Annotated in this window: 14 protein-coding genes; 7 read left to right on the top strand and 7 right to left on the bottom strand. The window is 61.3% G+C overall.

Annotated features, from left to right (window positions below):
* Positions 1-39 precede the first annotated feature (39 nt).
* Together ACMUVN_RS05260 and ACMUVN_RS05255 are read left to right on the top strand one after the other, a co-directional pair.
* On the top strand, positions 40-621 hold the full coding sequence (locus ACMUVN_RS05260) for a hypothetical protein (RefSeq protein WP_028758678.1): 582 nt from the start codon (positions 40-42) through the stop codon (positions 619-621).
* A 326-nt stretch (positions 622-947) separates the two neighbouring features.
* Positions 948-2,012 (top strand): 3-deoxy-7-phosphoheptulonate synthase, encoded by a 1,065-nt coding sequence (locus ACMUVN_RS05255; protein ID WP_047610087.1) that lies wholly within the window; start codon positions 948-950, stop codon positions 2,010-2,012.
* Here the strand turns inward: ACMUVN_RS05255 and ACMUVN_RS05250 are convergent.
* Positions 2,009-2,836: a TolB family protein gene (locus ACMUVN_RS05250; protein WP_097543660.1), complete on the bottom strand. Its 828-nt coding sequence runs from the start codon at positions 2,834-2,836 to the stop codon at positions 2,009-2,011. The two genes, ACMUVN_RS05255 and ACMUVN_RS05250, sit on opposite strands and share 4 nt — an antisense overlap.
* On the opposite strand from ACMUVN_RS05250, the gene ACMUVN_RS05245 reads away from it, so the two are divergent.
* Positions 2,835-3,002: a hypothetical protein gene (locus ACMUVN_RS05245; RefSeq protein ID WP_414814903.1), complete on the top strand. Its 168-nt coding sequence runs from the start codon at positions 2,835-2,837 to the stop codon at positions 3,000-3,002. The two genes, ACMUVN_RS05250 and ACMUVN_RS05245, sit on opposite strands and share 2 nt — an antisense overlap.
* Here ACMUVN_RS05245 and ACMUVN_RS05240 read toward each other — a convergent pair.
* Positions 2,989-4,668 carry an NAD+ synthase gene (locus ACMUVN_RS05240; protein WP_097543661.1) on the bottom strand — a complete coding sequence of 560 codons (1,680 nt, stop codon included), beginning with the start codon at positions 4,666-4,668 and terminating at the stop codon, positions 2,989-2,991. The two genes, ACMUVN_RS05245 and ACMUVN_RS05240, sit on opposite strands and share 14 nt — an antisense overlap.
* 192 nt (positions 4,669-4,860) lie before the next feature.
* Here ACMUVN_RS05240 and ACMUVN_RS05235 point away from each other — a divergent pair, with 192 nt between their 5' ends.
* Positions 4,861-5,391: a DUF1003 domain-containing protein gene (locus tag ACMUVN_RS05235; protein WP_028758558.1), complete on the top strand. Its 531-nt coding sequence runs from the start codon at positions 4,861-4,863 to the stop codon at positions 5,389-5,391.
* Positions 5,392-5,413: 22 nt separating this feature from the next.
* Here the strand turns inward: ACMUVN_RS05235 and ACMUVN_RS05230 are convergent, their stop codons facing one another.
* A complete protein-coding gene (locus tag ACMUVN_RS05230) occupies positions 5,414-6,061 on the bottom strand; it encodes a VOC family protein (RefSeq protein ID WP_047610092.1) in 648 nt (215 codons plus the stop codon).
* A gap of 101 nt (positions 6,062-6,162) precedes the next feature.
* Complete coding sequence (locus ACMUVN_RS05225) at positions 6,163-6,585, bottom strand: GFA family protein (protein WP_132571950.1); 423 nt, start codon at positions 6,583-6,585, stop codon at positions 6,163-6,165.
* A 295-nt stretch (positions 6,586-6,880) separates the two neighbouring features.
* Here ACMUVN_RS05225 and ACMUVN_RS05220 point away from each other — a divergent pair, with 295 nt between their 5' ends.
* Positions 6,881-8,719, top strand: coding sequence for an ABC transporter ATP-binding protein (locus ACMUVN_RS05220; protein WP_254957835.1), 1,839 nt, complete (start codon positions 6,881-6,883; stop codon positions 8,717-8,719).
* Between the two features lie 74 nt (positions 8,720-8,793).
* Here the strand turns inward: ACMUVN_RS05220 and ACMUVN_RS05215 are convergent, their stop codons facing one another.
* Positions 8,794-10,167, bottom strand: coding sequence for a class II 3-deoxy-7-phosphoheptulonate synthase (locus ACMUVN_RS05215; RefSeq protein ID WP_097543663.1), 1,374 nt, complete (start codon positions 10,165-10,167; stop codon positions 8,794-8,796).
* 218 nt (positions 10,168-10,385) lie between these two features.
* Here ACMUVN_RS05215 and ACMUVN_RS05210 point away from each other — a divergent pair, with 218 nt between their 5' ends.
* A complete protein-coding gene (locus ACMUVN_RS05210; RefSeq protein WP_063475001.1) occupies positions 10,386-11,669 on the top strand; it encodes a pilus assembly protein TadG-related protein in 1,284 nt (427 codons plus the stop codon).
* 67 nt (positions 11,670-11,736) lie between these two features.
* On the opposite strand, the gene gor is transcribed toward ACMUVN_RS05210, so the two are convergent.
* On the bottom strand, positions 11,737-13,125 hold the full coding sequence (gene gor, locus ACMUVN_RS05205) for a glutathione-disulfide reductase (RefSeq protein ID WP_132571955.1): 1,389 nt from the start codon (positions 13,123-13,125) through the stop codon (positions 11,737-11,739).
* Positions 13,126-13,395: 270 nt separating this feature from the next.
* Between gor and ACMUVN_RS05200 the strand changes: the two genes are divergently transcribed.
* Positions 13,396-13,614, top strand: a complete 219-nt coding sequence (locus tag ACMUVN_RS05200) for a hypothetical protein (RefSeq protein ID WP_047611608.1) — start codon at positions 13,396-13,398, stop codon at positions 13,612-13,614.
* 34 nt (positions 13,615-13,648) lie between these two features.
* Here the strand turns inward: ACMUVN_RS05200 and ACMUVN_RS05195 are convergent, their stop codons facing one another.
* Positions 13,649-13,933, bottom strand: coding sequence for an acylphosphatase (locus tag ACMUVN_RS05195; protein ID WP_132571958.1), 285 nt, complete (start codon positions 13,931-13,933; stop codon positions 13,649-13,651).
* Positions 13,934-13,955: the final 22 nt, after the last annotated feature.

The following is a 13,955-nucleotide window of genomic DNA, read 5'->3' as shown; positions in this document are numbered from 1 at the left end:
CTTAGTTCTCAGCAACCTATAATCAGGAAGGAAACAGTTATGAAGAAACTCGTGCCCGCATTTCTTTTGGCCTGCACCGCATTTGCCGTGCCCATGGACGTATCCATGGCTGAGGATGCGAAGCTTGCCCCGATCTTCGACTACGTGAAGAGCGACGTAACGCCCTGGCTGAACGACCCCGCGATCATCGAGGCTGTCAAGGCGCAGGACGCCGCCAACGCCAACCTGAGTGCAGCCGATATCGACGCCCTCGACAAGAAGTGGCGCGCCGAAGTCGATGGTTCCGACCACTCGATGATCGACGGCGTGCTCAACAATGCGCTGTCGAAATTCCTTCAGGCGAAGAAGGAGGCCTCCGGCGGCAAGATCACCGAGATCTTCGTCATGGATGCAAAGGGCCTGAATGTCGGCCAGAGCGACGTCACGTCAGATTACTGGCAGGGCGACGAAGGCAAGTTCCAGAAGTCCTTCGGCGCCGGCAAGGATGCCGTCTTCGTCGATGAGATCGAAAAGGATGAATCGACCCAGACGCTGCAGTCGCAGGCAAGCGTGACGATTTCAGACGACAAGGGAACACCGATCGGCGCCATCACCGTCGGCGTGAACGTCGACGCCCTCTAATCTCAAAGACCCAGCACGCCGCACGAGTGAGATCGAGTGCGGCGTGCTGCCTGCCTCCCGTGCGTGTCGCTCCCGCAAGACCAGTTACTCTCCCAAGGAACGCAGGTTTTAGGCAGAAAAATCTACGTGACAACGCGCGGCCTTGGCGCTAAACACGCCGCATGTCGATCACGTCAATCAACGCCTCGCGATTTTATTGGTACCGCTACTCACAGCGGATGCGGGTCTATGCGTAACTGAATTCGACGCGACGACAACCCGAACAGCCGCTAGTCTACCTGGCGGCTTTTTTGTTCCGCACGGTATGACCAAACAGGAGCCATACCGTGTCTGATGCCATTGATGATCTTCGTATCCTCGAGATCACGCCCCTCACCAAACCCGCCGATATCCTCGCGGAAATTCACCGCGATGCTGCCGTCACCGACACCGTGACCAGCAACCGTGATGCCATCCACAAGATTCTCCGGGGCGAGGATGATCGCCTGATCGCCGTCATCGGCCCCTGCTCCATCCATGACCCGGTTGCCGCCAGGGAGTACGCCGCGCGGCTGGAGGAACAGCGGCGGCGCTTTGCCGGTGATCTCGAGATCGTCATGCGCGTCTATTTCGAAAAGCCCCGTACGACCGTCGGCTGGAAGGGTCTGATAAACGACCCGCACCTCGACGGCAGCTACCGCATCGAGGAAGGGTTGAGGATTGCGCGACGCCTGCTGCTCGATATCAATGCCATGGGTCTTCCGGCCGGCGTCGAATTCCTCGACACGATTACGCCGCAATACATCGCCGACCTCGTCAGCTGGGGCGCGATCGGCGCGCGCACGACCGAAAGCCAGATCCACCGGCAGCTTGCCTCCGGCCTCTCCTGCCCGATCGGCTTCAAGAACGGCACCGACGGCGGAGCGCGCGTGGCGCTCGACGCGATCCTCGCCGCCTCGCAACCGCACCACTTCCCGGCCGTGACGAAGGACGGACAGGCAGCGATCGCTTCTACGACGGGCAATGAGGACTGCCACATCATCCTGCGCGGCGGCAAGCGGCCCAACTATGAGGCGGCCGACGTCGAAGCTGTCACCGCCGAAGCCGTCAAGCTCGGCGTGGCCCCGCGCATCCTCATCGATGCCAGCCATGCCAACAGCAGCAAGGATCCGATGAACCAGCCGCGCGTCGTCAAATCCGTCGCCGCACAGATCGCTGCCGGAAACCGCCACATCAAGGGCATGATGATCGAAAGCAACCTCGTCGCAGGCCGCCAGGATCTCGTGCCCGGCAAGCCGCTGGTCTACGGTCAGTCGATCACCGATGGCTGCATCGATTGGGATATGTCGGTCGCGGTGCTCGAAGACCTGGCGAAATCGGCACGCGATCGTCGCAAGGCAGCGGCCGCCTAACCCACCGGAAAGTACCGGACATAGGCGAATTCCTCGCCATCAGGAGACCAGCAGGGCACGTTGATCGTGCCCTGCCCGCCGAAAAGCTCGAACAACGTCTTCAGATTGCCGCCATCCATGTCCATCAGCCGCAGCCGTACATCGAGATCGCGCGGATGGTCGAACACCGAAGGGTCGTAGGACAGGATCAGCACCTTGTCGTTCTTAGGCGACGGATGGGCGAACCAGTTACCCTGATTGTCCGATGTCACCTGGTGGAGACCCGTGCCATCGGGATGGATGCGCCAGATCTGCATCAGCCCGGTACGGCTGGAATTGAAATAGATCCATTGCCCATCGGCCGAATAGTCCGGTCCGTCGTTGCGGCCCTCGCCATGCGTCAACCGCGTCTCGGCGCCACCGTCGACGGAAATCGTGTAGATATCGAAGACGTCGTCGCGGATGCCGCAATAGGCAAGCTGACGACCATCCGGCGACCAGCCGTGCCAGTAGGATGGCAGATTTTGCGTGACGAGCCGCGGCGTGCCGCCTTCGATCGGCAGGATGTAGATCGCCGACTTGCCGAATTCGGTCTTGTCGGAGATGACGATCTCGGTGCCGTCGGGCGAAATGCCATGATCATTGTTGCAGTTGACGGCAAAGCCGGTATCGACCTTAACCACCTCGCCGCCATCGAGCGGCAGCCGGTAGAGCAGTCCGTCGCCGTTCAGCAGCAGGTAGGAACCGTCGGGCGAGAAGTTCGGCGCCTCCACCAGTCTGTCCGTCTGCCAGACCTCACGGGCCCTGCCGGTCCTGACATTGTAGATCTCAACCGAGCTGCGCATGTTTCCTCCCGAAAAACGTGATGACGTCAGTAATCTCGATTGCGCCAGCGATCTCGATTGCGCCAGCGATCTCGATTGCGCCAGCGATCCCGATTGCGCCAGCAATCTCGATTGCGCCAGCAATCTCGATTGCGCCAGCGATCTCGATTGCGTCAGCGGTCCCTGAAACGATTGGTGATGGGATAGCGCCGGTCGCGGCCGAAATTCTTCTTGGTGATCTTGACGCCAGGCGCCGATTGCCGGCGCTTGTATTCGGCGAGATAGAGCAAGTGCTCGACCCGGTGGACGGTCGCCACGTCATGGCCGCGCGCGACGATCTCTTCGACCGCCATCTCCTTCTCCACCAGGCATTCGAGAATATCGTCGAGCACGGGATAGGGCGGCAGCGAATCCTGGTCTTTCTGATCAGGACGCAGTTCGGCCGACGGCGCCTTGTCGATGATATTCTGCGGAATCACCTCGCCCGACGGTCCCAGCGCACCCGGTGGCACGTTTTCGTTGCGCCAGCGGGAAATCGCATAGACCTGCATCTTGTAGAGGTCCTTGATCGGATTGAAGCCGCCGTTCATGTCGCCGTAGAGTGTGGCGTAGCCGACCGACATTTCCGACTTATTACCAGTCGTCACCACCATCGAGCCAAACTTGTTGGAGATCGCCATCAGGATGACGCCGCGCGCCCGGCTCTGCAGGTTCTCCTCGGTGATGCCGCTGTCCGTGCCTTCGAAAAGGCTGGCGAGAGCGCTGCTGAAGCCCGTCACCGGCTGCTCGATCGGCACGATATCGTAGCGGCAGCCGAGCGCCCTGGCGCAGTCGGCCGCATCCTTCAGCGAATCCTCGGAAGTATAGCGATAGGGCAGCATGACGGTGCGCACCCGTTCTTCGCCGAGCGCATCGACGGCAATCGCCGCGCAGATCGCAGAATCGATGCCGCCGGAAAGGCCGAGCACGACGGTCTTGAAGCCGTTCTTGTTGACGTAGTCGCGAAAACCGAGCAGGCAGGCGCGGTAATCGGCCTCCTCGCGCTCGGGAATGTGCGCCATCGGCCCTTCGGCGCAATGCCAACCACTTTCGCCGCGCTTCCACGTCGTCACCGCCAGTGCGGATTCAAACTGGCTCATCTGAAAGGCGAGCGACTTGTCGGCATTGAAGGCGAAGCTTGCTCCATCGAAAACCAGCTCGTCCTGGCCGCCGAGCTGGGCGGCATAGATCAGCGGCAGGCCGGTTTCGATCACCTGCTTCAGCACCACCTGGTGACGGATATCCACCTTGCCGCGATAATAGGGCGAACCGTTCGGCGACAGCAGGATCTCTGCCCCGCTTTCGGCCAGCGTCTCGCAGACGCCGAGATCGCCCCAGATATCCTCGCAGATCGGAATGCCGATTCGCACGCCGCGGAAATTCACCGGCCCCGGCATGGCGCCCTGGTCGAACACGCGTTTTTCGTCGAACTCGCCGTAATTCGGCAGGTCGATCTTGTCGCGCACCGCAATCACCTTGCCGCCGTCGAGCACGGCGACTGAATTGTAACGCCCGGTCTCGTCCTGCCGGGGAAAGCCGATGAGGACGCCCGGCCCGCCATCGGCGGTATCGGCCGCCAGGCTCTCGACCGCCTTCCAGCAGGCGCGGATGAAGGCGGGCTTCAGCACCAGATCCTCCGGCGGGTAGCCGGAGATGAAAAGCTCAGTCAGGACGAGCAGATGCGCACCCTCCCTGCCCGCATCGGCGCGCGCCTCACGCGCTTTGGCGAGATTGGCTGCGACGTCGCCGACCGTCGGATTGAGCTGGCCGATGGCGATGCGGAAGATATCAGAAAGAGCGTTTTCCTGTGTCATGTCATTTATTTAGCCTGCGCCTTTCGCGACCGCAACACGTTCGGGCCGAAAGCGGCACCTCGCGACGACGAAATTTTTATGAACGGATCACGCGTGGCTCCGCGCGGCACCGATACGCATTGCAATTTGCCTCCGGAGCGGAATACTGGCGCCGAAAGCGACCGCATCGATAACCGGCATCGGAAACAGGCAATGTCTAATCTTTCGAATTTCGTGCACCATCATTTCGACAAACCGGCCGATGAACTCGGCGATATCGAAAAGCGCGTGCTGGCGAAAACGCACGCGCGCAAGATCATCTCGACCGACGTCAATGCCGCTCTATCCGCCGAGTCATCCTTCGGCGAGCGTATCGCCGATGGCATTGCCCGCGTCGGCGGCTCGTGGTCCTTCATACTCGCCTTCCTCGCCTTTCTCGCCGTCTGGACACTGTTGAACACCATCGGTCTGGTGGCGAATCCCTTCGACCCATACCCCTTCATTTTTCTGAATCTGATCCTGTCGATGATCGCCGCCATCCAGGCGCCGATCATCATGATGTCGCAGAACCGGCAGGCCGAGCGCGACCGCTTCGAGGCCGCCAAGGATTATGAGGTCAATCTCAAGGCCGAGCTCGAAGTGCTCTCCCTGCACCAGAAGATCGATATGAGCGTGCTGACCGAGCTGACGGCGCTGCGCGAGGATGTGGCCCGCCTCAGCGCCGAACTTTCCGCCAGAAGCTGAGGCAGCGCTTATTGCGCAATGATCAGCCGCCCGGACCGGCAAACAGGATGAGATTTCCGTCCGGATCCAGCACGATGAAGTTTCTGGCGCCCCACGGCTCCTTCCTGAGGGGCTGATGGAAGGATACGCCTGCGGCCTGGAAATCCAGGAACAGGCGCTTGATCTCGTCTGATGTACCGACGGTGATCGAGGCTGAAAGCAGATGCTCCCGTTGCCTGATATCGCCGACGAACACGGGCTCGCATACCAGCCTCAGAGCGAGTTGAGCATTGTCGCGGATGACCTGTCCGTAAAACGGCGGGTCGCCATAGACGAAGTCGACCCTGAAGCCGAGTTTGCCGGTGAAGAATTCGCACGACGCTTTGATATCGGTGACGAACAACTGCGCGGATAGCGAACTCAGGATGGCTTGTGGTGCTGGCTGTTTTTTCGGATCTGTCATGGCTGCGGCTCCTGTCTTGAGCGCCTGCCATCCCTCGAAACCCATTTGACGTGCGATCAGGTCCTGCGCGTCGCTAAGCTTGAAGCGCGCCTCCAGCACCTGGCTGTCATCGAGATGACGGAAGCGCGGCAACGCAGCTCTGATCTCGGCTGCAACAGGATAGTATCTTTCGCTGTGCCATCGCAAATACTGCTTGGCCTGCTTTTTGAGGTTTTCGAGATTCGGCATGGGCGCAACTGTTGATACATTGTAGGCGGGCATTGCCCTTTCGACATTCGACGAAGCGCCCTACGCAGCACGGTAAACCTAGCCTCGGCGATCAACCTTTGTCAATCACGGGCCGGCGAGGATGACGATGGGGGATTCACGGCGTATTGCGGCAGGCCGTCCGATATCTCGTAGAAATCGCCCTTGCCGGCACAGTAGATATGATGGCCGAAGGTCAGGCCGCTCGGCGCGTCGAAGGCGCCGGCCATCACCGAAATCTCCGCCGATCCGTCCGCCTGCCAGAACAGCGCGGAGCCGCAATTCGAGCAGAAGCCGCGCTGCGCCTCGTCACTCGACCGGTACCAACGGACCGCCTCAGTGCCATCGACCGAAAGAGCCGCGCGGGCCACATTGACCGCGGCGTAATAAAATCCCGTCTGCCGGCGGCACTGCGAGCAATGGCAGCCAACGACTGGTCCTGGCGTCGCCATCGTTGAAAATCGCACGGCGCCGCAGAGGCAGCCGCCTGTATGCCGTCCGGTCATGATCGCTCTCCCGTTTATGACGGAACGTTGCCGCCGATCGCCCCCGGCGTCAAATCCATTCCGTTCAACGAAATCATCAGAAATCTTGAAAATCGCTGGCCTTATGCATGCTTGGTCGGCTCGAGCACCTGTTGCTCGACGACAACAGCCGCCAACCTCATCTCATCCCGGCATTGAATCGCCGGCTGTTGTCGGCGATACTTAAGGTCCAATTCACTCGACCCCCGGGAGACTGACATGAGAGCGACCCTGTCCAAACAGAAAGGAAAAATCCCCCACAAGGACATTCAGCTTCATGAATATTTCGTTCTCTCGCGCGAGGAAAAGCTCGCGACGCCATAACTCCTTCCTGAACCTTTTCCGTGACGATTCCAGTGCCGCCGACCGCGGCCGGCGTTGGTCGCGCATGCGCAAATTCCTCTCTTACTACCGTCCGCATCTGCCTTTGCTGCTCGCGGATCTGCTTTGCGCCATCCTCGTCGCCGGCACCGCTGTCGCCTTGCCGCTCTGCGCCAACATCGTCACCAGCAGGCTTCTGGCTCTGCCCGAGGCACCGCAGGCCTTCGCACAGATCCTGGCGATGGGCGGCATCATGCTGGCGGTTCTGGCGGTCCAGATCGCTGCGATCTTCTTCGTCGACTATCGCGGCCACGTCATGGGCGCCCGCATCGAGGCCACGGTGCGGCAGGAACTGTTCGAGCATTGCCAGAAGCTCTCGTTCAGCTTTTACGACCGCCAGCGCACCGGTCAGCTGATGAGCCGCATCACCAATGATAGCCTGTGGCTGGGCGAACTCTTTCACCATGGTCCTGAGGATCTTTCCATCGCCGTGCTCAAATATGGCGGGGCCATGCTGGTGTTGTTCTTCATCGATCCGCCATTGGCAGGCATCATCCTGCTGCTCACTCCGGTGGCGGTGGCCTATGCGCTCTATTTCAACCGGCGCATGAACCGCGCGCTCGAGGCCAGCAAACGGCAGATCGCCGCCGTCAACGAGCGCGTCGAGGATGCCCTCGCCGGCATCCGCGTTGTCCAGTCCTTCGCCAACGAGGCGCTGGAGCGCGAACGCTTCGCCGAGCAGAACCGGCGCTTCCTGCAAAGCCGCGCCGAAGGCTACCGCAGCGAGGCCTGGTTCTCGGTCGGCACCGAAACCTTCGCCCAGCTCATTACCATATTGGTGATCATCGTCGGCGGCCTGCGCATTTTGACGGCGGAGCTGACCGTTCCCGATATGCTGACCTTCCTGCTCTGCGTCGCTGTGCTGGTCGATCCGGTGCAGCGGCTCGCCAATTTCGTACGCCTCTGGCAGGAGGGTTACACCGGCTTCATCAGGGCCATGGAGATCCTGGAGATCGCCCCCGATATCACGGATCAGCCGGCCGCCCGTCCAATGGCGGCGCCAAAGGGCGAGATCAGCTTTTCCGATGTTGCCTTCGGCTACGAGTCCGATGGTCCGCGCGTCCTCGAACGGCTGTCGCTGACCATCGCGCCCGGAGAGTTCGTTGCCCTGGTCGGCCCCTCGGGGGTCGGCAAGAGCACGCTTTGTGCGCTCATACCACGCTTCTACGATGTCGAGGCCGGGGCGATCCGCATCGACGGCACCGATATCCGCGAGGTGACGCTGGCCTCGCTCCGCCGCCATGTCGGCGTGGTGCAGCAGGATGTCTACCTCTTTGCCGGTACCGTGGCGGAAAACCTGCGTTACGGCCGGCCCGACGCCACCGACGCCGAACTAGAGGCGGCGGCGCGCACCGCCAATGCGCACGACTTCATCATGGCCCTGCCCCAAGGCTACGACACCGATATCGGCCAACGCGGCGTCAAGCTCTCGGGCGGCCAGCGCCAGCGCATTACCATCGCCCGCGCCTTCCTCAAAGATCCGGAGATACTGATCTTCGACGAGGCGACCAGCGCGCTCGACAACGAGAGCGAACGGGCGGTGCAGCAGGCGCTGCTCAGCCTGGCAAATGGTCGAACCACCCTGGTCATCGCCCATCGTCTTTCGACCGTCCGCCATGCTGACCGCATCCTGGTCCTGACGGCTGACGGCATCGTCGAACAGGGCACCCATGACGACTTGATGGCGCAAGGCGGCGTCTATGCCGGCCTGCACAGTATCCAGGCCAGCATCTGAGCCGCCATCCCTAAGCACAGCAATAAAAAAGCCCGGCATCGGCCGGGCTTTTCTTCATCCGTTTCGGGCTGATATCAGCCGTTGGCAACCAGGCGCTTCTCGTCGCGGCCGCCCTTCATGCGCTCGGCAAGCAGGAAGGCGAGCTCGAGCGCCTGGTCGGAGTTGAGACGCGGGTCGCAATGGGTGTGGTAGCGATCCTGCAGATCATCGGCCGTGACGGCGCGGGCGCCGCCGGTGCACTCGGTCACGTCCTTCCCGGTCATCTCGACATGGATGCCGCCGGGATGCGAGCCTTCGGCGCGGTGGATCTGGAAGAAGCTTTCGACTTCCGACAGGATCCGCTCGAAGGGCCGGGTCTTGTAGTTGTTGAGCGTGATTGTATTGCCGTGCATCGGGTCGCAGGACCAGACGACCTTGCGGCCTTCGCGCTCGACGGCGCGGATAAGCTTCGGCAGGCTCTCGGCAACCTTTTCGTGGCCGAAGCGGCAAATCAGCGTCAGGCGCCCGGCCTCATTAGCCGGATTTAGAATATCGATCAGCTGCAACAGATCGTCGGCCTGTAGCGACGGACCGCATTTCAGACCGATCGGGTTCTTGATGCCGCGGCAATATTCGACATGCGCATGGTCGGCCTGGCGCGTGCGGTCACCGATCCAGATCATGTGGCCCGACGTTGCATACCAGTCACCAGAGGTGGAATCGACGCGGGTCAGCGCCTCCTCGTAACCGAGCAGCAGTGCCTCGTGGCTGGTGAAGAAATCGGTTTCACGCAGCGCCGGCTGGTTTTCCGAGGTGATGCCGATCGCCTTCATGAAATCCATGGTTTCGCTGATGCGGTCGGCAAGCTTGCGGTAGCGCTCGCCCTGCGGGCTGTCCTTGACGAAGCCGAGCATCCACTGATGCACGTTTTCGAGATTGGCGTAGCCGCCCATCGCGAAGGCGCGCAGAAGGTTCAGCGTCGCAGCCGACTGCCGGTAGGCCATGGCCTGGCGCTCCGGGTTCGGAATGCGCGACTCCTCGGTGAACTCGATGCCGTTGATGATGTCACCCCGATAGGCCGGCAAGGTTACGTCGCCCTGCTTCTCGACATTCGAGGAACGCGGCTTGGCGAACTGGCCGGCGATGCGGCCGACCTTGACCACCGGCAGCTGCGCGCCGAAGGTCAGCACGACAGCCATCTGCAGAAAGGCGCGGAAGAAGTCGCGGATATTGTCGGCGCCGTGTTCGGCGAAGCTCTCGGCACAGTCGCCACCCTGCAGCAGGAAGCCGTTGCCTTCGGCGACATTGGCGAGATGCTTCTTCAGGCGGCGCGCCTCGCCGGCAAAGACGAGCGGCGGATAGCTGGCGAGCTGGGCCTCCGTTGCCGCCAAAGCGGCTGCGTCGGGATATTCGGGAACCTGCAGGATCGGTTTCTGCCGCCAGCTGCTCGGGGTCCAATTCTCTGCCATCTCACTCACCTCACTCACATCCATACCTTAGGATGCCCTCAATATGCGGCGGCTTATAGACCTTTAGGTCAATCTTGCAAAGACCATTCGCCGACAGTTGTCGCCTCGCCGCCGCCGCCCGCCATTCTCCAGTTAAACCAGCATATACCATGTCGATTTCCCCATATTTTAGACTTTCCATGTAGAACCGGTGAGAGTTTCAACATCGAGGAAATGGCATGGCGATCCTTCCGTCCGGTTTCATATCGGACCGCTCGGGCAATTTCGGCATCATGACGGCGCTGCTGGCGGTGCCGCTCTTCGGTGCTGCCGGCATGGCGGTTGATTTCGCCCACGCGCTCAGCCTGAGGACACAGCTTTTCGCCGCCGCCGACGCCGCCGCCGTCGGTTCGATCGCCGAAAAATCCGGCGCGGTCGCCGCCGCCATGACGATGAGCGGCAACGGCACGATCTCGCTCGGCAAGGACGATGCCCGCAACATCTTCATGTCCCAGATGTCCGGGGAGCTGACCGACGTTCACGTCGATCTCGGCATCGACGTCACCAAGACCGCCAACAAGCTGAATTCGAAGGTTTCCTTCAGCGCGACCGTGCCCACCACCTTCATGCGCATCCTCGGTCGGGACTCGATCACGATCTCGGGCGCCGCGACGGCGGAATATCAAACCGCCGCTTTCATGGATTTCTACATCCTGCTCGACAACACGCCGTCCATGGGCGTCGGCGCCACCGCGACCGATGTTTCCAAGCTGCAGGCTAAAACAGGCTGCGCCTTCGCCTGCCATCAGATGGACCAGAGCACCAACAACTACACCATCGCCAAGAGCCTCGGCGTCGCCATGCGCATCGACGTCGTGCGCCAGGCAACCCAGGCGCTGACCGATACGGCCAAGACCGAACGCGTCAGCAGCGACCAATTCCGCATGGGCGTCTATACATTCGGCACCAAGGCTGAGGACGCCAAGCTGACGACGATCTCCAGCCCAACCTCCGATCTGACGAAGGTGAAGAATTACACCGACGCCGTCGACCTGATGACCATTCCCTACCAGAACTACAACCAGGACCAGCTCACCAGCTTCGACAGCGCCCTGACGCAGATGAATACCATCATCGATCCGGCCGGTGACGGCACGTCGAATATCAGCCCTGAAAAGATCCTCTTCTTCGTTTCCGATGGCGTCGGCGACAGCTACAAGCCGTCGACATGCACCAAGAAGACCACCGGCGGCCGCTGTCAGGAACCGATCGACACCTCCTTCTGCAAACCGCTGAAGGATCGCGGCGTCAAGATCGCCGTGCTCTACACCACCTATTTGCCGCTGCCGACCAACGACTGGTACAACAAATGGATCAGTCCCTTCCAGAGCGAGATTCCGACGAAGATGCAGGCATGTGCCTCGCCCGGCCTCTATTTCGAGGTGACGCCGACCCAAGGTATCGCCGATGCGATGAAAGCGCTCTTCCTCAAGGTCATCCGCGCTCCCCGCATCACCAGCTAATCCATGCCGCCCGGAAGTGTGCCTTGGCTCCGGGTCGACGACATGCAGGGCTAAGGCCCCTCGCGGCCTAAAGCCGCTTGCCGTCGCGGATCCGATAGCTCGGCGCATACATGGTGACGAGCTCTTCGGCGGCCGTCGGATGCAGAGCCATCGTCCGGTCGAAATCGTCCTTGGTGCAGCCAGCCTTCAGCGTGATGCCGAGCAACTGTGCCATTTCGCCGGCATCGTGGCCGAGGATATGAGCGCCGACGACCTTGCGGCTCGCCGCATCGACGATCAGCTTCATGATCATCCGCTCGGCCCGGCCGGACAGTGTGGCCTTCAGCGGCCGGAACTGCGCGCGATAGACTTCGAGTTCGCCATAACGTTTGCCCGCCTCCTCTTCCGAAAGACCGACGGTGCCGATCTCCGGCTGTGAGAAGACGGCGGTCGGGATCAGCTCGTAGTCCGGCCGGGTCGGATTGTTCTTGTATTCGGTTTCGATGAAGCACATCGCCTCGTGGATCGCCACCGGCGTCAGCTGTACCCGATTGGTGACATCACCGAGCGCATAGATGTTTTCGACATTGGTGCGGGAATATTCATCGACGATAACGGCGCCGCGTTCGTCGACGGCGACACCGGCCGCCTCCAGACCGAGGCCTTCCGTATTCGGATCGCGCCCGAGCGCCAACATGACGACGCCGGCCTGCAGCGTGCCGCTGTTCAGTGTCTCCAGAATGAGGCCGCCGTCCTCACCCTTCGAAACCTTCTGCAGCATGTCGTGGCAGAGGATACGGATGCCCTTGGCGACCATTGCCTCGTGCAGCCCGCGTCTCAGATCCTCGTCGAAGCGCGACAGGATCTCGGCACCGCGATAGATCAGCGTCGTCTCGACGCCAAGCCCATGGAAGATATTGGCGAATTCGACGGCGATATAGCCGCCGCCAGCGATCACGATCGATTTCGGCAGTTCTTCGAGATGAAAGGCCTCGTTGGAGGAGATGCAGAGCTCGTGACCGGGAAGGGCCGCATGCGGGTTCGGCCGTCCGCCGGTGGCAATCACGATCGTCTTTGCGGTCACCGTCTGTCCAGTCTTCAGCAGCCGCACCGTATGGGCATCGACGAGTTCGGCGCGCGTTTCCAGGATCTCGGCATTGGCGCCGGCGAGCCCCTTCTTGTAGAGACCTTCCAACCGGGCGATTTCGACATCCTTGGCCGCCACCAGCTTCTTCCAGTCGAAGCTGCTCTCGCCGACCGTCCAGCCGAAGCCCGCCGCATCCTCGAAATGCTCGTGGAACTGCGAGGCATAGACGAAAAGCTTCTTCGGCACGCAGCCGCGGATGACGCAGGTGCCGCCATAGCGGTATTCCTCGGCGATCGCCACTTTCTTGCCGAGCGAGGCAGCGACACGCGCGCCGCGCACGCCTCCGGAACCGCCGCCGATGACGAAAAGGTCGTAGTCGTAGGAAGACATGAGGAGCTCCGGGAGGGAATCGCAGGAAGGATGTTCCTGATATAGGGGCGATCGTCACGAAAACAAAAGCCCGCTCCTGCGTCATCCCGTTCCCATCGCCGAATCTTCGCGGCAAATGGTCAATCCGGTCACCGTTACGGTTGATCCCGTCACCGTTTGCGGTTGACCCCGTCACCGTTTGCGGTTGACCCGGCCACGGTTTACGGTTGACCCGGCCGCCTCGGGCTGGCAGGCAATCCACGGGATATAGAAAGCATGCCGGAGCAAAAGATGGATCAGACTCTCTTCGCCAACCTGTGCAAGGCCGGCAAATTCAAGGAAGCGCTCGGGCTCGCCACCCAGGGCCACGAGAATGAGAAATTTACGCCAAGCCGGTTCGCGATGGACAAGAAAACAGGGCTGCCGATCTTCTATCGCGGCAACAAGCGCGTGGAACCGGATGAGACGGGTGTGTGGCAACTGGCAAAGAACTCGGATGCTTGGGGCTGAGCGGCCAGGAAGTATTCTTCAGATATCGCCGTTGTCAGCGGGTGATCCGGAAATCCGCCAGCGTCGTCTCGAGTTTAGCTGCTTCCGTTTCGACGCCTGAAACCGACGCTCCCGCGGGTCCCCGCCTGAGACGTTCGATCATTGTCGCGATGGCGATATCCGGTCCCGCGATCAACGCGACGACGGTCCCGTCCTGTTCATTGCGTACCCAGCCGGTCAGACCGAGGAGCACCGCCTCATCGCGCGTCCACATGCGAAAACCGACACCCTGGACCTTGCCGGATATCCGCACTCGGACAGCCTTGTCATGATCGCACATCTGCAGTCACCTGAAACCTCGC

Origin of the sequence: Rhizobium sp. IY2, assembly GCF_047532935.1 — a bacterium.
GTDB classification, from domain to species: Bacteria; Pseudomonadota; Alphaproteobacteria; order Rhizobiales; family Rhizobiaceae; genus Rhizobium; species Rhizobium anhuiense.
The sequence above is the reverse complement of the archived record's forward strand: the minus strand, read 5'-3'. Positions and strand labels throughout refer to the sequence as shown.

What these genes read in the sequence shown, in the direction of transcription:
- ACMUVN_RS05260 (WP_028758678.1), top strand. Translation starts at nt 40, where the DNA reads ATGAAGAAACTCGTGCCCGCATTTCTTTTGGCCTGCACCGCATTTGCC.
- gor (WP_132571955.1), bottom strand. Translation starts at nt 13,125, where the DNA reads ATGTCTTCCTACGACTACGACCTTTTCGTCATCGGCGGCGGTTCCGGA.
- ACMUVN_RS05230 (WP_047610092.1), bottom strand. Translation starts at nt 6,061, where the DNA reads ATGCCGAATCTCGAAAACCTCAAAAAGCAGGCCAAGCAGTATTTGCGA.
- ACMUVN_RS05225 (WP_132571950.1), bottom strand. Translation starts at nt 6,585, where the DNA reads ATGACCGGACGGCATACAGGCGGCTGCCTCTGCGGCGCCGTGCGATTT.
- ACMUVN_RS05195 (WP_132571958.1), bottom strand. Translation starts at nt 13,933, where the DNA reads ATGTGCGATCATGACAAGGCTGTCCGAGTGCGGATATCCGGCAAGGTC.
- ACMUVN_RS05235 (WP_028758558.1), top strand. Translation starts at nt 4,861, where the DNA reads ATGTCTAATCTTTCGAATTTCGTGCACCATCATTTCGACAAACCGGCC.
- ACMUVN_RS05245 (WP_414814903.1), top strand. Translation starts at nt 2,835, where the DNA reads ATGTTTCCTCCCGAAAAACGTGATGACGTCAGTAATCTCGATTGCGCC.
- ACMUVN_RS05250 (WP_097543660.1), bottom strand. Translation starts at nt 2,836, where the DNA reads ATGCGCAGCTCGGTTGAGATCTACAATGTCAGGACCGGCAGGGCCCGT.
- ACMUVN_RS05220 (WP_254957835.1), top strand. Translation starts at nt 6,881, where the DNA reads ATGAATATTTCGTTCTCTCGCGCGAGGAAAAGCTCGCGACGCCATAAC.
- ACMUVN_RS05200 (WP_047611608.1), top strand. Translation starts at nt 13,396, where the DNA reads ATGGATCAGACTCTCTTCGCCAACCTGTGCAAGGCCGGCAAATTCAAG.
- ACMUVN_RS05210 (WP_063475001.1), top strand. Translation starts at nt 10,386, where the DNA reads ATGGCGATCCTTCCGTCCGGTTTCATATCGGACCGCTCGGGCAATTTC.
- ACMUVN_RS05215 (WP_097543663.1), bottom strand. Translation starts at nt 10,167, where the DNA reads ATGGCAGAGAATTGGACCCCGAGCAGCTGGCGGCAGAAACCGATCCTG.
- ACMUVN_RS05240 (WP_097543661.1), bottom strand. Translation starts at nt 4,668, where the DNA reads ATGACACAGGAAAACGCTCTTTCTGATATCTTCCGCATCGCCATCGGC.